The organism is Shewanella sp. SW1 (genome assembly GCF_025653545.1).
GTDB lineage: Bacteria > Pseudomonadota > Gammaproteobacteria > Enterobacterales > Shewanellaceae > Shewanella > Shewanella oncorhynchi.
Genome location: NZ_JAKKSG010000011.1, coordinates 78,943 through 98,966 on the forward strand (window position 1 = coordinate 78,943; position 20,024 = coordinate 98,966).

Below are 20,024 nucleotides of genomic sequence, written 5' to 3' on the forward strand. Positions count from 1 at the left end.
CATTTTTATGAAAATTTAGTTTGTACGTTATAACGCACAGGTGCTATCTTGTCCATCTCGTACGTTATAGCGCACAAAAAGCGATCTTGTTCATTTTATAAGTTATAGCGCACAAAGTAATGGCGACATCAATTGCAGAGAAAGGGAGTGGATATGTGGCGAGATGCAGGGAGTTTATTAAAAATATCAGCGGGTTTTATTGCGGTATTAGTGGGTTATAGCAGCTCGGCGGTGATCATCTTTCAAGCGGCGGAGGCCGTGGGGGCGACACCAGCACAGATTAGTTCATGGCTGTGGGCTTTAGGTGTGGGCATGGGCGTAACCAGCATAGGGTTATCGCTTTACTACAAGAATCCAATTCTAACGGCTTGGTCTACACCGGGCGCAGCGCTGATGGTGACAAGCCTTGCGGGGTTGAGTGTAAACCAAGCCATAGGCGCTTTTCTGGTGAGTTCAATTCTAATCACCCTTTGCGGGGTGGCGGGCTGGATGGATAAGCTTATCCGCATCATGCCGCAGTCGGTGGCTTCCGCCATGTTGGCGGGGATTCTGCTGCAATTTGGCCTAGGGCTATTTCAGGCGATGCAAACCCAGCTGAGCCTAATATTAATCATGCTGTTGGTGTTTGTCGTCGTTAAGCCTTTTGCGCCGCGTTACATCATCTTGCTGACCTTGCTGGTGGGCATAGGCATGAGTTTTCAATTAGATTTGCTCAAGCTAGATGCGGTTCAGTTGCAACTGGCGATGCCGGTGTGGACGACACCTGAGTTTTCGTTGGCGAGTGTGATTGGCGTGGCGCTACCGCTGTTTGTAGTGACTATGGCCTCGCAAAATATGCCGGGCGTTGCTGCGCTGCACGGTAATGGCTACAGGCCGCCCATTTCACCTTTGATCACGACTACAGGATTCATCGGGGTTATCCTCGCGCCCTTTGGCGGTTTTGCTTTTAACTTATCCGCCATCACAGCCGCGATTTGTATGGGTAAAGAAGCTGACCCGAATCCCGCGACCCGCTACTGGGCGGCAGTGTGGGGCGGCGTATTTTACTTTATCACTGGGTTACTCGGCGCCACTGTGGTCGGCCTGTTTTCCGCTTTCCCTAAGGAATTAGTACTGGCCATCGCCGGATTAGCACTGCTTGGCACTATCGCCAATAGCCTGACCGCCGCATTAGCTAAAACCGAAGATCGCGAAGTGGCGGTGATCACTTTTTTGGTCACGGCATCAGGTTTTAGTGTGCTGGGCATCGGCAGCGCATTTTGGGGGCTGTTGCTTGGGTTTATTATCCATTGGTGGAACGGGCACAGAACTGCATCAGTAGTTAAGCGAGCGAATACTTAACTGCAGCAAAGCGCCTTAGATATGAATTTCAAAGACTAAGGCGCATGTGTTTTAGATTTTCTTCGTCATAAACACGCTATTGGGATCGAGTTGGTAGCCGTCGAAGGGGCCACAGATTTCAAAACCAAATTTGCAGTAGAGCAGGCGGGCAGGATTGAAGAAGTCCATCGAACCTGTCTCTAGACTCAGACGTTTGATACCTGCGGCTTTGGCATCGTTAATCAAGTGCTGCAATATTTTAGACGCTATACCTTGCTGCTTATAGGGCGCGGCGGTGCGCATGGATTTGATCTCCGCGTGCTCGGCATCTAACCATTTTAGTGCACCGCAGCCCGCTAAATTGTTGCCATCCCACAGGGTCCAAAAGCGAATATTGGGCTGACGCAGGCCGTCAAGATCTAATGCGTGAACGCTTTCAGGCGGAGAGGTTGCCCGCATATCGTTGAGGTGTTCCTGCAGTAATGCCGCTATCTCTGGCCCTGTAAGGTCATCTAAGGTGATTTTCATGGCTCTTGTGGTGGATTTCATGGCAGATCGGGTGCTCCCTATTATTGTGGCTTATCCATAATGGCGTCATTGCTTTGTTATCTGTTTGCCAATGCGCCGTGATAGATAAGCAAATGTTAGGCCAAGCGTTTTTAGCTTTAGCTAAAGCTAAACGCAGAATCAAAGTCAAAGTCGTGGGGTTTCACCCCCCTGATTTTTAATCAAGAGTCGACCAAAAGGGGAAAAGCGCCTGTTCCCCTTTTGGCTTATTTATAAAACATGGCCCGGCGTCCCCAACGGAGTTGAAAGCCCCTTGGGCATTAAGCGTCCTTATGCTATCGCGTCAGACGCTCGTCCCTGATTCGACTGACGCTATCTCGGCATCTGATAGGCAGGACGCCTGAATGTCGAGAAGGGCATGGATGCACGAGAACGACCATGCCTCGATCACACAACGAGCGCTAATGCCCTGCGGCAACTCCGAGGGGATGGTGTATTTTTTTGACTTTAGAGTTGTCCGATAGTCCTTAAAGCATAAAAGAGTTGTTGACCTGTTTCTGTCGTTGTACGCGTTTTAATCTGAACTTAGGGCTGGAATGCAGTAAATCAACGTCATGTATTTACCTAAATTTAGCGCGGAAGAATAGTAAAGCTAAAACAATATCAAGTGATTACGATCTTGGCTGTATAAAAAACAGCTACCCCCAAAAAGCAAATTCCTATAGCATCATTTATACCGATTAATATGGGCGTGGCAGTAGTCAAGTTCAACAAGCGATTTATGTACTGCGAACTGCGCAACGCATAAATACTCGGACGTTATACGTCGCACGCAAAGGCTAAACAATATGGATTGGAAAATATTAATACCAACGACCATTGCTACCATGGTAGCAATTATTGGTTGGGTTGTAGCGCACAAGTTTAATGCTGAGCGGGACGTTAAAAATAAGCAGCGAGAACTCAGAATAAAACATCTTGCTGAAAGCTATGAAGTATTTATTGAGTTAGGTAGAAATATTGACATCCTTGGCAATTACAGAGAAGTAGAGCGAGCAATTAGCTATATTCATCTATATGGAAATACTAAACAAATTGAGTTGTGTGAACAATTTGTAAACGAAATAGCATTGTTAGGAAGTGCAAATCATACGGAATTAGTTATTGAAATAAGAAACTTTATTAGAGAAGAGCTTGGTCTTCAAATAGTAAGCACAAAACTTAGTCTATTGAAAATAACTCCAAAATAAACAAAAAAGGTATAGCAAGACTTCTATTGTGAGTTTTTTCAAAATGGTTGCTGGAGCGAGCTATGGTTAAATATTAGCTCTAGTCTTTTGAACTTAGAGGCTACGTTAATGCTCGAAAAATTTAACAAGCCACCCATTGTTAAATTTCCTAAATGTTCAGTTGTAAATAGCAATTTTTCAAAGTGTTAATCTGACTCTAGTCTTTTAAGCCTAGAGATTACGCTGATGCTCGAAAGGCAAACCATGGTGATTGGTGAGACGACCGTCCGCCCCATGGACGGGGCGGTCGAGCATCCAAGGATGGACTTGCTGCGGGTCGTAGAGCCTGTACCATGGTTGGCCTCACTCTGAATAATATCTATGTTTAACTGCCTCTTCGCCTTCCGTAACTCTCGTTTATCAACTTAGATTTCACTGTGTCGCTGAGTGATTGCCATGGTAAGCCTGTATAGGTGAATATCAGCAAGCGCTAATGCCAACAGTAAATTTTCTTTTAATTTAAAAAGTGATCCAAACGGATATAAAAATGGCCGAGTATAAGCTCGGCCATGATTTGTTCTATTAAGCTTAAACGGGTAGGTTTAGTAGTATTTCTTCAAATAACTCTCGGCGTAGTTTTTGAGTTTTTTGTTTGAGCTCATGGTTGCCATATTTTCAATCACATCGCGGTAAGCGGTATTCCCCGAACTAGCTAGCGCTTTTGCCATGTTGGCATAGGTATCGATGGCGAGTTTGTCATCGGCCATTAAGCGTGGTGTTTTCAATTCGTTACTGAGTACGGCCAGGATAAAATCATCGTACTGGCGGTCATCCATGATGCGTTTAGCTGCGAGACGCATTAATTCTAAATCATTGCTGCGTAGGGCATTGGCAAAGGCATTATTTTGCTGACTTTGATCGGCAGTATATTGGCTTTTATCCGCAAGAATCGCATTCCATTTTTTATATATTGTTATGTTTTCTAAAGCTTGACCTGCGTATTTTTTGAGTTTTTTAGGATAATCACCATTAACAATCTTATTGATGGCTTCGCTGTACTTATCATTGCCTGAATAAGCTAAGCCTTTGACTAACCAAGCACTGTAGTCAATGGCATTTTTTTCAGTGGCTTGGGGCAAAGATGCGAGTAGCTTTGCTTCGAGCGCATCAAAAATGGCAGGATCGGATAAACCAGCGATGGTGAGTGATTCAATGGCTTCTTTTTGCTTGAATTGGTTATCACCCTTAAAGATTTCTTGATAGGTTTCAACTGTATATTCCTGAGCCAATAAAGGCGAGCTTAATAAACTGATGCTAAGCAGCATACCTGCAAACAGTGGTTTCATGGTGATGTCCTTATGTGGTTTTTATATGTTGTTATTGGGCCCAGCGTTTAAAAATCAGCGAGGTATTAATGCCGCCAAAGGCGAAATTATTACTCATCACATAATCTGTATCGATTGGGCGTGGCTCGTTGCGGATATAGTCCAAATCGGCGCATTGTGGGTCGATACCCTCAAGATTGAGTGTCGGCGCAAACCACCCCGCATTCATCATCTCAATACTCACCCAAGCTTCTAGTGCACCGCATGCGCCTAAGGTGTGGCCCGTGTAGCTTTTAAGGGATGAAATCGGCATGTTAGTGCCAAATACCGCATGGGTCGCGTGACTCTCGGCAATATCACCACGGTCGGTCGCCGTGCCGTGGGCGTTGACATAACCTATGGCGCTAGGCTCAAGCTGGGCATCTTTGAGCGCCAACCTGATAGCGATTTCCATGGTCTGCGCGTTTGGTTGGGTGACGTGTTGGCCATCTGAATTCGTGCCAAAACCGACTAACTCAGCGTAAATCTTGGCACCGCGCGCCTTGGCGTGTTCTAGCTCTTCGAGCACCAGCGTACAGGCGCCTTCGCCAATCACTAGACCATCACGGCTCGCATCGAAGGGGCGTGGCGTGAGTTCGGGGGTGCTGTTTTTAGTGCTAGTGGCAAACAGGGTATCGAACACGACAGCTTCTGTGGGGCAGAGTTCTTCGCCGCCGCCCGCCAACATTAAGGTTTGATGACCGTATTTGATGGCTTCATAGGCGTAACCTATGCCTTGGCTCCCCGAGGTACAGGCGCTGCTCGTGGTGTGAATTCGGCCTTTTAAGCCGAAAAATACCCCCACATTCACCGCTGTGGTGTGTGCCATCATGCGGATATAACTCGTGGCGGTGACGCCCGACATATCACCGGTCTTCAACATATCGCCAAAGGCGATGATGGCATCGGTACTGCCAGTGGACGAGCCATAGGCGATACCCATTTCACCCGAGGACACGATAGGATCGTCCAATAATCCCGCATCAATAAGAGCAAGCTCGCTGGCGCGGGTCGCCATGATAGAAACCCGACCCATAGAACGAATTTTCTTGCGCGAATAATGGCTTGGCACTTCAAAGTCGGTAATGGGGGCGGCTAAGCGGGTATTGAGGCCATCGTATTTATCCCATTCGCCCATAGTGACAACACAGTTTTTCTGCGCCTTAAGGCTCGCCGCTATCGCCTCCCAATCATGGCCCAGGGCGGTAATGCCGCCAATGCCAGTGACGACCACTCGTTTCCCTAAGCGGGTTTGATTTGTCGGTTCGCTCATTTAGATCATGCCTCCATTGACCGATATCACTTGGCGAGTGATATAGGCGGCATCGTCAGACATTAAAAATGCAGCTAAGGCGGCGATTTCACTGGGTTTACCCATGCGGCGCATCGGCACTAATTGTTCTACCATATCCTTAGAAATATCGGCCACCATGTCGGTTTCAATCAAGCCGGGGGCGATACAGTTGACGGTAATTTTGCGTTTTGCCAGTTCTAATGACAATGCCTTAGTCGCGCCGATAATACCCGCTTTTGAGGCGCTGTAATTGACTTGGCCACGGTTGCCCGCAATCCCAGAAACCGAAGCTAAGGTGATGATGCGCCCGCCCTTTCTACCTTGTACCATAGGCATGACGCAGGGGTGGATGACATTATAAAAACCGTCCAAGTTAGTGTGGATGACGCTGTCCCACTCACTTTCTGTCATAGCAGGAAAGGCGGTGTCGCGGTTGATGCCAGCATTGAGGATCACGCCATAATAGGCACCATTGGCCTCAATGTCGGTTTCAATGGCGGCTCTGACGGTTGCGCGGTCGGCGACATCAAATTTCAGCAGGCTCGCATTCACTCCAAGCGCGCGGATTTGCGCGGCAGTGTCATCGGCAGCCGCTTGGTTACTGTGGTAATGCAGGGCGATATCGAAACCCGCAGCGGCGAGTTTTAGGGCGATGGCTTTACCAATACCGCGGCTCGAACCGGTAACTAATACTCTGTTATTCATCTGTTTTCTCCACCCCATTTTATCGTTATGTGTCGGTATGGGGTTTCATGTATTTATGGTAAAAAGGTCGATTGTTAAGGCGCTTTAAGGCTTTTTTATCTACATCATTGCTTTAGTGCCCAAGACTTCTATTTGCCGCGTCTTGATTGCCTGCAAGGTAGGCTTGTGTGTCCTGAGGCTGGAACACATTCACATTGGCTTGGGCCACTAAGCTCTTTTCTAGGTTAGAGCCGGCTTCGGGCAGCAGATAAATTTGGCAATCGAATACCGCTAATCCCGACTCCTCTTGATAGAGGCGGCTGACTTGGGTGCGATAGGTGCGCCCGAGCTCATATTGCTTTGCATACAAGGTTAATTTGCGCGAACCCAATAGAAACCCGACGCGGATTTTATCATCGCGAAGCTTTGCCTCAACCCCAGCAAGGGCGGCAATACTTTGGGCCATATATTCGATACCCACATAATTGGGTACGGCTCGATGTTTGTCATCGAAATAGGGGCTCTTGGCCGTGATAGTGACTTCGGTCTCTAGGTTATCGCGCCGATAGCCAATGATTTTATCGAGCAAAATCATCGGTGCCCTATGGGGAATAAAATCGGCAATATCCTGTTCGGCAAAGGGTTTATTGCATTGTATAAAGGGCATCATTTTAGGCCTCGTTACGGCAAAAAATCAGGCTGGCATTACTGCCGCCAAAGGCGAAGGAATTGCTCATCACATAATTAAGCGCGCCCTTAGCGGCAACTTGATGGCGCTCGACCAAGGCAATGGACGGATCCTGTGGATCGACTTGTCCGTCCCATTGATGGGGCGGCAGGGCTTGGCTGTGATTATGTGCTGAAAGTAATAAATAACAGAAGGCGGCTTCAATGGCGCCAGCGGCACCTAAGGTATGGCCGACTAAGGGCTTGGTCGAGCTGCAGGGCGGTACGTTTACACCAAACACTTCAACCACGGCGCGGCTTTCCATCGCATCATTTTTAGGCGTGGCTGTACCGTGCAAGTTAATGTAACCAATGTCTTTTGCTGCAATGTGTGCATCTTGCAACGCTGCGTGCATGGCTTTGATCGCGCCTTCGCCTTCGGGGTGTGGCGCCGACATATGGTGCGCATCGCTCGACTCGCCAATACCCGCTAGCATGACCTCTGACTCGCCCAACGTCAGGACGAAAAGCGCCGCGCCTTCGCCGATATTGATGCCATCACGGTTGATACTAAAAGGATTACAGTGGCCTTTCGAGACAGATTCTAAGGCATGAAAACCATTGACTGTGAGTTGGCATAAACTGTCGACACCGCCGACAATCATCATATCGCAGAGGTTAGCCTGTAATAGGCGTTTGGCACTGGCAAAGACTTTGGCGCTGGATGAGCAGGCGGTTGAAATTGTGTAGCAAGGACCATCGAGCTCAAAATATTGGCGTAAAAAGTCGCTGGTGCTGCCGAGCTCCTGCTGGAAATAGTGGTAATCCGCCGGAAAGTATCCGTGTTGATTGCGGTAGCTCAGCGCGGCTTCACCTTTTGAAATCCCTGACGTGCTCGTGCCTAGCACTACACCAATACGGGCATGACCAAAATCCCGTTTCGCTTGTTCAACTGTGGTCGCAATTTGCAGTGCGGCGCACAGCAGTAATTGGTTGTTACGGCAATCGAACTGAATGAGTTTTTCGGGAATGGTTGGTAGTGCTGCCGTCACGGGGGCAACTAAGGTTGGGTGCTCGAACAGGAGAGTGTCACTGCGCAGCATCGCACTGGTATCACCGGCGATCAGGCGGTCTAAAACCTGCTGGGGATCTTGCCCTAGCGGGGTACACAATCCAATCTGTGTAATAGCTACTCTGTTCATCATTGTGTGTCTTTTTACCATGGCACAGTTAAGTGCGGATGCTAACAGATTAAATAGGTTCGATTTCTAGCTCAAACTTAGCTTGTGGCATAGTTAAGCTGATGTGGGCTTGCCAAAGAGCATCGCCGATATTTTGTTGATAACGGATTTGCACCACATGGGTTTGCTGGCCGCTTTTACTGATCAAGGTGTCTTGACTATAGATCTGGCGACAGGGGATTGTATTCTCTCGGGTGCCTATAAGCGTATCGCCCTGATTTCCCCCAACCGTATCGCAAAGGCCTGTGACTAAATGACCACCTTCTAAATGGGCGCGAATACTCTGCTCAGGCCAATAGATCAGTTGCATCATCGCCATTAAATACTCAGCTTTAAAACTGTCCCCTAGCAGCACGCTTTGTTCACTGCTGAGTGTATTACCATCATAAACTAAGGTAAACAAAGCCTGTCCGAGTGGCGCTAAGCCAACGAGCGTCATGCGCTCGCCCTCTAACTCCAATTGAGTGAGCAGTTCGTGGGACTCTTTCCCCACTTTAATACTGACTTTTTGGCTAAAGGACTGGGGAGAAGATACGCCTGTGTTGCTGTCGGTTTGCTGACTCGCCATGATGGCGGGCTTAGTTGTAGGCTCAGTCGTGGACTTTATCCTTGGCTGAGTCAACGGCTTATCGGTCGCGGGAGCAAAATCATGGGGCAATGGTGCCAAACAATAACGCATATCCTTAGCGAGTCCGACACAGGTCTGCCTGAACAGCAGTTCACTACAGCCCGTTAGCCCAAGGCTTGCGAGCAATAGCGCGGGGATGATTAGCCATTTAGCGTTAAGGTTTAGCAGCATGCGATTAGACCTCTGCGAATGCTGGAGTGGCGGCTGGATTTCGGCACAGTTCGACTATCATATTCAGGCGGCGCTCCGAGTCTTTAACAAAGGGATTATTCGTATCCCAAGCATAGCCCGCCAGAATAGAACAAATCATTTGCTTGATACGCTCGTTCGGTTCTTCATAGAAGACCACATCCTGAAAGCGGCCATCATACCAAGCTTGCACATAGGTGCGGAAGGCATTCACGCCCTGCATCAAAGGCGTTGAGTAATCGGCTTGCCAGTCAACCGCTTCGCCATTGAGTTGTTTCGTTAGGCATTTTGCCGCCATAGACGCCGATTGCATGGCGATAGTGACGCCGGAGGAAAACACAGGATCGAGGAATTCGCCCGCATTACCCAATAGCGCGAACTTGTCGGTCGCAAGGCGTGACACATTGGCAGAATAACCTTTGAGCGTGGCGCATTCCTGCACCACTTTCGCATTGGCCAGCAGGGCTTTTAGTCCTGGTTCTTCATTGACTATGCTCATCAATTGTTGCTCAAGCGAACCTTGTAAACGCGCCAGTAATTGCGGTTCTGCCACTACGCCGAGTGAACAACGGCCATTGCTAAAGGGAATGAGCCAATACCAAATGTCTTTATGCTCAGGGTGGACACTGATTAAAATCTTATTTCGATCAAAGTGAGGATCGCTGATGTTGTCTTCCACATGGGTAAAGATGGCGCTGCGCTGTGGTAGGCAAGATGGACTTTCTAAGTCGAGCAAGCGTGGCAACACACGGCCAAAACCACTGGCATCAAGCACATATTGGGCGCTGATTTGATAAAGCTCGCCCTGTTCATTGCGCACCATTAAGCATGGATTCTCGGTTAAATCTATCGCCTCGACGGTTTCGCCATAGCGGATGTCGACCCCTTGGCTTTGGGCGGTATCGGCTAACAGTTTATCAAAACTGGCGCGCTGCACTTGGAATGTGGTGCCCGGCCCTGGGGTAAATTTATCGGTAAAATCGAAGGTAGTGTAAGTGCCATTGCGACGAAAGGCGGCGCCATTTTTATGCTGGAATCCAGCGGCATTGAGTGCGTCTAACATGCCGGCTTCTTCGATGAATTGCATGCAGCAGGGCAGTAAACTTTCACCGATGGAAAAACGGGGGAAATGTTGTTTTTCTAACACCAGCACGCGCTTGCCTTGTTGGTGTAGCAAGCTGGCGGCAATGGCGCCTGAAGGTCCTGCGCCGATAATAGCCACATTGACGGCAAGTGAATTTGGCATAGCTGATAAATCGTGAGCGGGTGTAGTCATGTAAAGTACGTTCCTTGTCGTTATCAGGACTTTTTAGTCGTTAAAATCAGTGGCGAAAGTAAAAAGGTTAAACCTATACCTAGTGACAGGGTTAAACCAAAATAATGAATCGCTTGGGTCTGGCTAAAGGCGAGTAAACCAAAGGCTAATAGGGTCGAGCAGGCGGACATAAATACCGCCATCATCACTGCCTTGCCGTGGTTTTGAGCAGAGGCAAAGAACAAGCTGTAGTCTATCCCAATCCCGAAAACTAAAATGAGCGCGAGTGCATGGAACAGACTCAGCGGCGAGCCTGTTAAGCCTAAGGTTGCAAGCGTTAGCAAGGCCGCAAGGGCTGGAACGGCAACCACAACCGTGGCTTTTTTAATGCCAAAATTCAGGCTAAACAACAAGAGTGCGATACCAAGTGCGAGCGCTAACAGCTTTAGGGTTAACAGTCGGTAATGGCCCATGACGGCGGAGATATCCGCGACTTTATCGATAAGTTGTACGCTTTGATCATTGGCAAAGCGCGCCTTGATCGCGTCGATCTGTTTAATGCCGCCAAGCAAGACAATGGCACCATGCTCAGCGCTCGCGCCGCCATCATTTAGCGCTTCATAGTCGGTGGCGTTGCCATTTGGTGCTAGCCACAGCGGTGCGAGTTGCTTGCCTGCCTCTAGCTTAAAGAAATCCGCTGGGGCGATATATTGGTCTTTAGCCGCTAAGTAGCTTGCTTGCAGCTCTGGCTTTAAGTTCTCATCCAACCCAAGGCTTGTGAGCACAGTATCTATCTGAGTTTGATAGATTTCACCCTGTAAGCGATAAGCCGTGTCTTGCCTTTGATGGCTGGGAAGATATCGGCTGAGGCTGACGTAGTTGCCTAACTCTTGATTCGCAATAGCGGCATCGAGTAGTGGCGACACTCGCTCAAGCTGTTGTAGTAGTGCTTCTTCATTCGCGGCGCGTACCAGTAAGAATTGATTATCTGTGCCGCCGCTGAGTAGCTGCCTGAGCTTATTTTCAGGTTCAGTCACGCTCGCGGGGCTTTGCTGTAAATGGCGAATATCGTCATCGACGGTTAACTTGGTTACGCCAACCAGACACCACATTACTATCACTAAAGCAAACATGCCCATGCCTAACGGCGTGGTCAATCTGTTGGATAACTGAGTGAGGTTGGCAAGGTACTTCCCCGCTAACGCTAATGGGCGGGAGCCCGATGGCAAACGACTTCCCGCTAACAGTGGGTAGGCGAGAATGAGGGTGAGATAGGCCCCGAGCAGTCCCGCGGCGCAGAAAATCGCCACTTGCTGCATCCCAGGAAACGGCGCTAACCCTATGCCCACATAAGCTAAGGCACTGGTGATAAAGGCAAGCGTCACCGTTGGGAATATATACGCGACCGTCGCCTGAGCGCTCCGCTCTGTATCGCTTAAGCGCTCGCAGTAAAAATGAAAGCTGTAGTCGATGGCAATGCCAATCAAGCTAGTACCAAACACTAAGGTGAGTAAATGCAGCTCGCCAAACACGCTTAAGGTAAAAGTTACGGCCAGCAACAGCCCGCTGGAAATGGTAACGATTGCCAAAAGTAGCGGCATCACAGAGCGAAACGCCAGCCAGACTAAAGCTATTACCCCAAGTAAGGATGCAAGACCGAGGATCGATATTTCACTCTTAGCCGTTTGTGTCGCCGCAATCGCGTGAAACAGGGCGCCAGCCTTAAGCACGGTAATATCGGGATAGTTTTTTTCAACGGCATCCAAAGTTACTGTTAATGCCGTCATCTGCGCTAATTGCGCATTGGGATTAAAGGCACTTTCTTGGCCCTTTGCCATAACAACCGCGGCAACATTATCGCCTTGATTAGCCAGCAGAATACCTTGGCTGGCTCTGACTTTTGAACTCGGCGCGAGGGCGAGTAAATTGGCGGGGAATAACAGCAGCGGATCTTGGGCAAGCAAGTTGCTATTGGCGTAACTAAAGGCGTTGTAAAGCTGTGCGGTGGCCGCTTCAATCAGATTTCCAATGTCTTTCGTTGCTAACGCCTCAGCTTGTGGCACTGTCAGTAATTTAAATCTGTGGGGGAAATAGTATTGCCCCAAGGTTTCACCGATCTGCATATTGGCGCTGCGAATATCTGTAAGTGCAGCATTTTTGCCAGTAGCAACAAGGTCAGTTTCAAGCTTTTGCATCAACAGCTTAGCCGCAGCGATTGCCGTGGTTTCATCCTTGGCGACGAGCGCAATATAGACTTGATCGGCGAGCGTCGCTTCAACTTGGTTAAGGGCGCGTTCTGTGAGTTTGTCCTGCTGTAAATGGGGCAGCATGGCGAGAATATCGCTCTGCACCCTTGCGCCGTTTTGCCAAAGTTGCAACGTCCATAGACTAGCAGACAGCATCAATAGCAACCAAATGGCGAGGCGCCATTTAGAGGATGATTGTATTAGCGCTTGATTGGCGCGCGCGGTGAAATTGGCGGCCATGGTTAAGGTTTATTCGCCTCTATCGCCACAGCATACTGCGTCAATTCGGTTTCGCTGAGTTTACCTTGGGAAAGCGCACTAAAGTCGATGCGGGTCATATCCTGTGGGCTCACACTCGGCGCTGCGCTCAGCAGCACTAAGGATTGCAAGGTATCGCCACCCTCTAACACCATATTGGCGATGGCTTTTTTCATTAAGGGATCTTTGGGCGTTAGGCCTAATTGCCATTGGCCGTCTGTGTTCAAGCTTTCTGTTATGAGGAAGTGCAGTTCAAAGTTTTCACTTAAACCGGAAATATCACCGCCGAGCATAGCGCGCACTAGGCTGGGTAATAAATCGCCCATAGCGGCGGTGCTCGCCGAGGCATCTGCCTTGCTGACTTGGACTCGACCTTGGCTATCGCGCTGAATAAGCTGCTTATCTTTTAAAATCAGCAGGGATTCGAAGGGCTTTATCTGCTGCCATATCAGCCCTTGGGTCTGATCGAAGATAAACTGACCTTGGCTGATTAACGGCTTTTTGAGCACCTTCAACTGCCGAGATTGCACAAAGTTGCCACGAACCGTTTCGCCCAAGTTAAGCTTTTGGCTTAAGGCGACAAGCTGCGCGGTATCCGCAGTTTGGCTAAAGAGTGTTTGATAAGCGCTGGGCTCTGCTAAGGTTTCTGCTTTGAGTGGCAGGGTTATCAAAGTACAAGCCAAGCCGCAAGCAAGGCAGAGGAGTAATACACACTTCGTCAGCGCAGAGCTCTTGGCGAGTACTGATTTCATTAGTCTTCAACCTTAGCGAGCAGGATGGCTATTTTGTCACGGAACACCTCTGGGGTGACAAAGCACAATTCTTGGGTGCTCATGTCTACTGCTGCCTGAATGGTATAACCCTTAGTGATGCGCGCACCCGTTTCGACATCGCGAATTTGATAATTGATTTTTAAGCGGTTTTCCCACTCGACTAACTCTGCGCGCACTGTGATTTTTTGCTCGAAGGTGCTGGCTTTGACGTATTTAATCTGCAAATCGATAATAGGCCACGCATAGTTAGATGCTTGCATTTGGCGGTAGTTATAGCCCAGCTCATCGAGCAGTTTGCAGCGAGCAATCTCGAAATAACGCAGGTAATTGCCATGCCAAGTGATCCCCATGGAATCCACATCGTGGAAGGGGATTTGCATTTCCATATCGATAGTGAGCAATGATTTCATCGGCACACTTCCCATTCGCCCGCTTGGATTTTAGCTATGGTTTGGCGCAGCACGGCTTCAAGCGGTCGGTCTTCGATTAAGGTCTCAAAATCACCGCGCACTTGAGCGAGGGTTTTCGCCAATGAAGGGGTGAGCGAGGCTTCGTCCAGTTCATTTTGGGCGATACGTAAACCAATACCTTGGGTCATGGCGAGCAGGGCTGCCGCTGCGACTTGTTCGGTCAATTGCAGCACGCGCATACAGTCGCGGGCGGCGATGGTGCCCATGCTGACTTTGTCTTGGTTGTGGCATTCGGTCGAGCGCGAGAATACGCTGGCGGGCATAGTGTGCTTGAGCGCTTCTGCTGTCCACGCCGATACGCCAATTTGTACCGCTTTAAAGCCATGATTAATCGCGCGGCGCGGGCCGGTTGAGCCGGATAAGTTAGCGGGTAAGCCATTGTTAAACTTAGGGTCCATCACTAGCGCCATTTGGCGATCGATAAGATCGGCTAAGTTGGCCACAGTATTCTTGAGTGAATCCATCGCAAAGGCGATATGGCCGCCGTAAAAATGGCCACCGTGGAGAATATGCTCGCCTTCGCCGTCGACAATCGGGTTGTCGTTGGCGCTGTTGACTTCGGTTTCGATAAACTGACGCATAAACGGCAGCGCATCCTGTAACACGCCGATAATGTGCGGTGCGCAGCGGATGGAATATCTGTCCTGCAGCCTGTCCGAATTGCGCGGATGTTCGTGGTGATTTAAATCTTCCCGTATCCAAGTGGCGATTTGGTTTTGTCCCGGATGCGGTTTAGCGGCAAATAAGATTTCATCAAAATGGTTCGAGTTGCCCTTCAGCGTCAACGAAGCCATAGCGGTAATGCGGCTACTTAAGCGGGCAAGATATTGGGCGCGATCGAAGGCTAAACAGGCCAAGGCCGTCATCACAGCCGTGCCGTTCATCAGGGCTAAGCCTTCTTTTGGACGCAGGACATGCGGGATAATGTTGAGCTTAGCGTACACAGCTTGAGTCGCTTGGCGCTCACCTTGGTAAATCACTTCGCGCTCGCCGACTAACACGGCGGCCAAATACGACAGCGGCGTTAAATCACCGCTGGCGCCGACCGAGCCTTCCTCTGGGATCACTGGCACTATGTTGAGATTGAGCAAAGTTTCGATGCGCTTTAATAGCTCATAGGTCACGCCAGATTTGCCAATGGCTAAGGAGTTTAAACGGCAAGCCATCACAGCGCGGGCCTGCATTATGCTTAAGGTCTCGCCTAAACCGCAGCCGTGGAAGCGGGTTAAATGCAGTGGCAATTCGTGGACCAGATCTAAGCTCACATTGACTGTGCAAGAGTCGCCATAACCAGTTGTTACACCATAAACCACGCCTTCTTCGTGCAGTAGACTATCGATAAAGCGCGCACCTTTTTGAATGTATTCTTGATAATCCGCATCATCACAGAGCTTGACTGGTGCGCCCTTGGCGACGGCAACCACTTGTTCTAAGGTAAGAAATTGACGGCCGAACTCAACAGTCTTTAAGTCTGATTGATTCTTTGAGTCGGCGGCTTGGGTGTGGCTCATGAATGACTAGTCCTGTCTGTCTTATGATCCTGCTCTGGGATCTGCGGTGATGTTGACTCTGCTGTTACAGCATCGGCTTGTACTGAATTGGCTGATACGCGTCCTAACTCGCTGTCTTTACGCCAAAAATCGAAGAAGTTAAACCATTGCAAAGGCTCGCGTCTGGCAAAGTATTCTAAACGTTCGCTGTAGCGATTTACCGCCTGCTGTAATCTGTCCATTCTGCCCGGCCTTGGGCCTTTAAGTGTTTCGGCGAAGTGCTCTAAATGCACCCGATAACGGCCCTGTTCCCGCAGGCAAAACATTAAAAACACAGGGCAATCGAGTAAGCCTGCCAAAATAAACGGCCCTTGGGGAAACGCTGCATCTTGCCCCATAAACGGCGCGTACATGACGCGACCTTGGGTATTCGGCGAGGTTCTATCGCCCGCGATCACCACCAGTTCACCGTCTTCTATTTTTTGCTGCAACAGCATAGACGTCGCGGGGTTAAGCTCGGTCACTTGAATAAGATTAAGCGTGCTATCAGGGTTTAACTGCTTAAGTACCTTATTGAAATTTTCAGCATGGCTAGTTAACACCATGACGTTTACTTTGACCTTGCGCTGGTGGATGGAAATGGCGCGGCAGAGTTCTAAATTGCCAAGGTGCGACACCAATAACACCGCGCCTTTACCGCTTTCGAGCTGGTCGGCCAGCACTTGGCGATCGGGGAAATCCACTTGGCTCAATTGGATGCGATCGCACCATGCATCGATTCTATCGAGAGCGGCATTGCCAAAGGCTAAAAAGTGATTCAAGCTATCGCGCCAGCCTATGGGCTGATTGAGCTTAGGATGTTGCGGCTCAAGCATTTGCACGCGGCGCAGGAAATCTAACGAGGCTTCGCGGGTGACTTTGCCCGTGAGAAAGAAATAACAAATCACAGGATACATAATGGCGCGGCACAACCAATGGCCGCCAATACGATAGCTCTCGGCTAACAGTTTGATGCCCCAGTAACTGCCGCGCTCCTTCATGCCCGACCAATGGGTGGCTGAAGTTGATGATGTTGCTGACGAGCAATGGGAGTTTTGCGCGGCTTGTTGCTGTGATTTACGCTTCAATAGCCAAGGCAGGCGTTTGAGCATGCCGAAAAACAACTTGGTATGCAGTTTAGTGATGCGCACATTGTCGGCCACACCTTGAAAGTGACTAACACCACCTTCGGGATAAATCACCTTAGTCGGCTGGAATAAAATTTCCACCCCTTGCCAGTAGAGTTTGACGAGGATTTCAATATCAAAATCCATTCGCTCCGTTAATGCTTGCTGGCACAGTAATCGCTCGGTGGCGGCGAGGGGATAAACGCGAAAGCCACACATAGAATCTTGAATATCAAAGCTTAAGGTTTCGACCCACACCCAAAAATGGGTGATATAACGGCCATAGAGCCTGCCCTTAGGCACGGATTCATCGTACTCGGGTTTGCCTGAAATCAGTGCATCGGGTTTAGCCTGCGCCCTTGCTACCATAGCTGGAATATCGGCTAGATTGTGTTGACCATCGGCATCGACCTGCAGTGCATGACTAAAGCCATCGCGGTAGGCTCGGCGTAGGCCCGTCATCACAGCAGCGCCTTTACCACGGTTGTAAGGATGCAGCAGCAAAGTCACCCAAGGATAGGTTTGGGCTAAGGATTGCAGTAGATAACGGGTTTCGTCATTGCTGCCATCATCAATCAAATAACAGGGCAGATTAAATTGGGCGAGTTCGGCCAAGGTCTGGGCAATTGCGGCACTGTGATTGTAATTGGGGATCACTAAGGCGAGCTTGATGGGCGCCGACTCAACTAAGTCGCTGGGAGGTGTTAGCACTGGCTCGCCCCATCGCTGCTGTTAACTGGCGAGATATCGAAGGCGATACGACCTGACGCGTAGCGGTTTTCACCATCGCTATAGGCGAAGGTGAGTTTCCCCTTAGCCGCATTGTTGCTAATGCTTAAGGTGACTTCTTGCCCCGGCAGTATGAGTTGCTGAAACTTAAGCACTTCTAAGTTGGCTACGGCTTCGTAATAGCCGAAATATTGGCAGCCTAAACGCACCGCCCAATCTAATTGCGTCACGCCTGGCAGTACGGCTTGTTCGGGAAAATGTCCCTTAAAAGATTCAAGGTCGGCCGCCACTAACAGACGTAATTCAATATTATCCATGCCGATATTGGAATGCAGGATCGGCGGTAAACTCGATTTAATCATGATCAAATAACTCGACTAACTGGGCAGTGACACGCTTACCCTGAGTGTTAAGCGGCAAAATATCGGGATAACGCCAGCGGCGTGGCAGGGTGACTCGCTCAAATTGCGTCAGTAAATGTGCTTTTAACGCATTGTTGATACTGAGTTTCCCCTGCTCTTGGTGCACGCTGCGGCCAAGTGCTGAGAGAGTTATCACAGCGCCCAGTTGGGATTTAAACTGCGGCAATACGACAAGTGCGGCTTGCTCAACATAGGCGTGGCTGCCTAGCAGCGTTTCCATTTGTGCCAGTGATAGACGTTTTTCCTCTATCTTAACGATGCGATCGAGTCGGCCCTTGAGTCTAAACTGGCCATTTTCGGTCGGTTCGATTTTATCTTCGCAGCGCAACCATTCATCGTCGGCTAAATAGGGTGATTTCAGCAGCAAGGCTCCGTCGCTAGGATCTTGATCTATCGATATTCTGTCAAATACTTGCCAAGGTTCATCGGCCTCATGCTGACGGCGATAGGCGATACCGCCCGTTTCTGTGCTGCCAAAAATTTCGATGGGCAGGTGGCCATAGCATTGGCTAATCCCTTGAGCCGCCGCAAAACTTAAGGGCCCGCCAGAGCTAAACACTAAGCTAGGTGAGCGCAGCTGCCGCTCGTGCTCTAAGGCCTTAGGTAAACGCGATAACTGGGCAGGGCTACTGATCAAACACAGGTTTGGCAGTAAGGCAGTGTAATAGCTTAAGGTTTCTGGGTATTCAATCTGCTCACTTAAAAACGGCCGGCTGGCGGCGAGTGGCCACAAAATCTTGAATAACAGGCCATAGATATGCTGGTGGGAAACCGTTGAAACCACACTGCAATGGGGTAAATGTTCGGCAAAGGTATGTTCGAGCACTGAGACTTCAACGTCTAATTGCTGAAGTGTTTTACGGATCGCCTTAGGTTCGCCACTGCTGCCTGAGGTAAATAGCACAAGTTCACCGATAGCCTCGCTCGCCGGCCAAGGTTTGCTCGGCAGGCTCAGCTCTTTTCTCAGTAGAATAAAGGCCTGACTTTCACACAATGGCTTGTCCGACAATATGCCTTCAAACTGGTGGGTTAACTCGCTCAGTGTGCCCGTTTGGGTGTTGGCTGGTAAGATAATTTCCTTGCCTGCTAACAGCGCCGCACATAAACCCACAGCAAACAGATCGCTGGTATCACTCGCGAGCAGCCATTTTTTCTCTGGCGCGGCCAGCAGTTGCTCGTAAAAATACGCCACCTGATTGGTAAATAATGCACCTGTGACTATGTCGTGGTGATTAAAGCTGATCAGTTGTTGGGCAAAGGGCCCTTGGGTTAACCAGTTTTTGAGTAGCTGTGTCATGTTTTCTTCAACCAAAAGCTGCGATATAACCATTCCCCACCGAGGAGCAGTCCCATGAGTACGTATGCAATCAAACCGTTATACAAGGTCCAGGTTGCTAAGCTAGTAAAGCCAGCGGTGTAAGCCGCCATAGTGCCATTGAAGATAAATAAGCCGCACCAAAGTAGCGTGACTTTTTTAAGATACCCAGTGGCTTCATCCGGTAAATCGGGTTCTTTCAAACGGGCTAAACGTTCGATCATGCTAGGGCCAGTGTGCAGTGAATAACTGAACAGCGCCAGCATAGTGAGATTTATCACTACTGGGTAATACAGCAGCCAATCACTGCGCTTGGCAAGATAACTGCCTGCCGTGAGCACAATCCCCACCAATAGTGGTAAAACTAATGTCTTAACCCTTTGCTTTTGTAGCATTAGCCGCATTATCAGCAATAAACACAGCACGAGCGCTATGGTGCCAGCAGGCAAGTAACTGAGCCCTAAATACACGGCAACGGGGTAGGCCAGCAAAGTTAGGGCGGTTAAGACCTGTAGCAAGGCTCGCATTAGGTTTTAACTAAACCTTCGATAGCATTAATCACATCGTTGATTGTGCGAACTGATTTAAATTCATCGGGTTGGATCTTTTTACCTGTCAGTTGCTGCAGTTTTATCACTAAGTCGACTGCATCAATACTGTCGAGATCGAGCTCTTCATACAGGTTGGCCTCAGGCGTAATCGCCTCGGCATCAATTTCGAATTCGTCCACTAAAATAGTGGTCAGCATAGCGAGGATTTGTTCACGATTTTGCATATT

The 20,024-nt window shown here is 49.3% G+C and carries 19 protein-coding genes; 2 read left to right on the top strand and 17 right to left on the bottom strand.

Annotation, left to right across the window (positions count from 1 at the left end):
• The first annotated feature begins 153 nt into the window (after positions 1-153).
• Entirely contained in the window at positions 154-1,341 is a 1,188-nt protein-coding gene (locus L5M71_RS11510; RefSeq protein ID WP_263207403.1) for a benzoate/H(+) symporter BenE family transporter, read from the top strand.
• Between the two features lie 51 nt (positions 1,342-1,392).
• On the opposite strand, the gene L5M71_RS11515 is transcribed toward L5M71_RS11510, so the two are convergent.
• Complete coding sequence (locus L5M71_RS11515) at positions 1,393-1,869, bottom strand: GNAT family N-acetyltransferase (RefSeq protein WP_263207405.1); 477 nt, start codon at positions 1,867-1,869, stop codon at positions 1,393-1,395.
• Positions 1,870-2,675: 806 nt separating this feature from the next.
• Between L5M71_RS11515 and L5M71_RS11520 the strand changes: the two genes are divergently transcribed.
• The gene (locus L5M71_RS11520; RefSeq protein WP_263207407.1) at positions 2,676-3,077 is read left to right on the top strand and encodes a hypothetical protein; all 402 of its coding nucleotides are present in this window, start codon (positions 2,676-2,678) and stop codon (positions 3,075-3,077) included.
• A gap of 581 nt (positions 3,078-3,658) precedes the next feature.
• Here L5M71_RS11520 and L5M71_RS11525 read toward each other — a convergent pair.
• The 16 genes from L5M71_RS11525 to L5M71_RS11600 all read right to left on the bottom strand — a co-directional run bounded on the left by L5M71_RS11525 (position 3,659) and on the right by L5M71_RS11600 (position 20,021).
• On the bottom strand, positions 3,659-4,402 hold the full coding sequence (locus tag L5M71_RS11525; RefSeq protein WP_263207409.1) for a hypothetical protein: 744 nt from the start codon (positions 4,400-4,402) through the stop codon (positions 3,659-3,661).
• Positions 4,403-4,433: 31 nt separating this feature from the next.
• Positions 4,434-5,693 (bottom strand): beta-ketoacyl-ACP synthase, encoded by a 1,260-nt coding sequence (locus L5M71_RS11530; RefSeq protein WP_263207412.1) that lies wholly within the window; start codon positions 5,691-5,693, stop codon positions 4,434-4,436.
• Complete coding sequence (locus L5M71_RS11535; RefSeq protein WP_263207414.1) at positions 5,694-6,419, bottom strand: 3-ketoacyl-ACP reductase FabG2; 726 nt, start codon at positions 6,417-6,419, stop codon at positions 5,694-5,696.
• A 112-nt stretch (positions 6,420-6,531) separates the two neighbouring features.
• On the bottom strand, positions 6,532-7,068 hold the full coding sequence (locus tag L5M71_RS11540; RefSeq protein WP_411569131.1) for a hotdog family protein: 537 nt from the start codon (positions 7,066-7,068) through the stop codon (positions 6,532-6,534).
• A 1-nt stretch (position 7,069) separates the two neighbouring features.
• Complete coding sequence (locus L5M71_RS11545; protein WP_263207416.1) at positions 7,070-8,269, bottom strand: beta-ketoacyl-[acyl-carrier-protein] synthase family protein; 1,200 nt, start codon at positions 8,267-8,269, stop codon at positions 7,070-7,072.
• A 46-nt stretch (positions 8,270-8,315) separates the two neighbouring features.
• A complete protein-coding gene (locus tag L5M71_RS11550) occupies positions 8,316-9,104 on the bottom strand; it encodes a DUF3261 domain-containing protein (RefSeq protein WP_263207418.1) in 789 nt (262 codons plus the stop codon).
• Positions 9,105-9,108: 4 nt separating this feature from the next.
• Positions 9,109-10,398, bottom strand: a complete 1,290-nt coding sequence (locus tag L5M71_RS11555) for an NAD(P)/FAD-dependent oxidoreductase (protein ID WP_263207420.1) — start codon at positions 10,396-10,398, stop codon at positions 9,109-9,111.
• A gap of 23 nt (positions 10,399-10,421) precedes the next feature.
• Positions 10,422-12,863: an MMPL family transporter gene (locus L5M71_RS11560; RefSeq protein WP_263207422.1), complete on the bottom strand. Its 2,442-nt coding sequence runs from the start codon at positions 12,861-12,863 to the stop codon at positions 10,422-10,424.
• Positions 12,864-12,865: 2 nt separating this feature from the next.
• Complete coding sequence (locus L5M71_RS11565) at positions 12,866-13,633, bottom strand: LolA family protein (protein WP_263207424.1); 768 nt, start codon at positions 13,631-13,633, stop codon at positions 12,866-12,868.
• Positions 13,633-14,064: an acyl-CoA thioesterase gene (locus L5M71_RS11570; protein WP_263207426.1), complete on the bottom strand. Its 432-nt coding sequence runs from the start codon at positions 14,062-14,064 to the stop codon at positions 13,633-13,635. The genes L5M71_RS11565 and L5M71_RS11570 overlap by 1 nt, the downstream gene beginning before the upstream one ends.
• The gene (gene hutH / locus L5M71_RS11575; protein ID WP_025008040.1) at positions 14,061-15,635 is read right to left on the bottom strand and encodes a histidine ammonia-lyase; all 1,575 of its coding nucleotides are present in this window, start codon (positions 15,633-15,635) and stop codon (positions 14,061-14,063) included. Before hutH ends, L5M71_RS11570 begins: the two co-directional genes overlap by 4 nt.
• Positions 15,632-17,491, bottom strand: coding sequence for a glycosyltransferase family 2 protein (locus L5M71_RS11580; RefSeq protein WP_263207429.1), 1,860 nt, complete (start codon positions 17,489-17,491; stop codon positions 15,632-15,634). Before L5M71_RS11580 ends, hutH begins: the two co-directional genes overlap by 4 nt.
• A complete protein-coding gene (locus tag L5M71_RS11585; protein WP_131524001.1) occupies positions 17,485-17,871 on the bottom strand; it encodes a thioester dehydrase in 387 nt (128 codons plus the stop codon). The genes L5M71_RS11580 and L5M71_RS11585 overlap by 7 nt, the downstream gene beginning before the upstream one ends.
• The gene (locus L5M71_RS11590; RefSeq protein ID WP_263207431.1) at positions 17,864-19,228 is read right to left on the bottom strand and encodes an AMP-binding protein; all 1,365 of its coding nucleotides are present in this window, start codon (positions 19,226-19,228) and stop codon (positions 17,864-17,866) included. The genes L5M71_RS11585 and L5M71_RS11590 overlap by 8 nt, the downstream gene beginning before the upstream one ends.
• Positions 19,225-19,773, bottom strand: coding sequence for a hypothetical protein (locus L5M71_RS11595; protein ID WP_263140735.1), 549 nt, complete (start codon positions 19,771-19,773; stop codon positions 19,225-19,227). The genes L5M71_RS11590 and L5M71_RS11595 overlap by 4 nt, the downstream gene beginning before the upstream one ends.
• A complete protein-coding gene (locus tag L5M71_RS11600) occupies positions 19,773-20,021 on the bottom strand; it encodes an acyl carrier protein (protein WP_011787696.1) in 249 nt (82 codons plus the stop codon). The genes L5M71_RS11595 and L5M71_RS11600 overlap by 1 nt, the downstream gene beginning before the upstream one ends.
• Positions 20,022-20,024 lie beyond the last annotated feature (3 nt).

Bases quoted from the DNA above. Each gene is read 5' to 3' on its own strand.
- L5M71_RS11570 (WP_263207426.1), bottom strand. From the start codon at position 14,064: ATGAAATCATTGCTCACTATCGATATGGAAATGCAAATCCCCTTCCAC.
- L5M71_RS11595 (WP_263140735.1), bottom strand. From the start codon at position 19,773: ATGCGAGCCTTGCTACAGGTCTTAACCGCCCTAACTTTGCTGGCCTAC.
- L5M71_RS11530 (WP_263207412.1), bottom strand. From the start codon at position 5,693: ATGAGCGAACCGACAAATCAAACCCGCTTAGGGAAACGAGTGGTCGTC.
- L5M71_RS11515 (WP_263207405.1), bottom strand. From the start codon at position 1,869: ATGAAATCCACCACAAGAGCCATGAAAATCACCTTAGATGACCTTACA.
- L5M71_RS11520 (WP_263207407.1), top strand. From the start codon at position 2,676: ATGGATTGGAAAATATTAATACCAACGACCATTGCTACCATGGTAGCA.
- L5M71_RS11565 (WP_263207424.1), bottom strand. From the start codon at position 13,633: ATGAAATCAGTACTCGCCAAGAGCTCTGCGCTGACGAAGTGTGTATTA.
- L5M71_RS11545 (WP_263207416.1), bottom strand. From the start codon at position 8,269: ATGATGAACAGAGTAGCTATTACACAGATTGGATTGTGTACCCCGCTA.
- L5M71_RS11510 (WP_263207403.1), top strand. From the start codon at position 154: ATGTGGCGAGATGCAGGGAGTTTATTAAAAATATCAGCGGGTTTTATT.
- L5M71_RS11585 (WP_131524001.1), bottom strand. From the start codon at position 17,871: ATGATTAAATCGAGTTTACCGCCGATCCTGCATTCCAATATCGGCATG.
- L5M71_RS11535 (WP_263207414.1), bottom strand. From the start codon at position 6,419: ATGAATAACAGAGTATTAGTTACCGGTTCGAGCCGCGGTATTGGTAAA.
- L5M71_RS11600 (WP_011787696.1), bottom strand. From the start codon at position 20,021: ATGCAAAATCGTGAACAAATCCTCGCTATGCTGACCACTATTTTAGTG.
- L5M71_RS11555 (WP_263207420.1), bottom strand. From the start codon at position 10,398: ATGACTACACCCGCTCACGATTTATCAGCTATGCCAAATTCACTTGCC.
- L5M71_RS11540 (WP_411569131.1), bottom strand. From the start codon at position 7,068: ATGATGCCCTTTATACAATGCAATAAACCCTTTGCCGAACAGGATATT.
- L5M71_RS11525 (WP_263207409.1), bottom strand. From the start codon at position 4,402: ATGAAACCACTGTTTGCAGGTATGCTGCTTAGCATCAGTTTATTAAGC.
- L5M71_RS11550 (WP_263207418.1), bottom strand. From the start codon at position 9,104: ATGCTGCTAAACCTTAACGCTAAATGGCTAATCATCCCCGCGCTATTG.
- L5M71_RS11560 (WP_263207422.1), bottom strand. From the start codon at position 12,863: ATGGCCGCCAATTTCACCGCGCGCGCCAATCAAGCGCTAATACAATCA.
- L5M71_RS11590 (WP_263207431.1), bottom strand. From the start codon at position 19,228: ATGACACAGCTACTCAAAAACTGGTTAACCCAAGGGCCCTTTGCCCAA.
- hutH (WP_025008040.1), bottom strand. From the start codon at position 15,635: ATGAGCCACACCCAAGCCGCCGACTCAAAGAATCAATCAGACTTAAAG.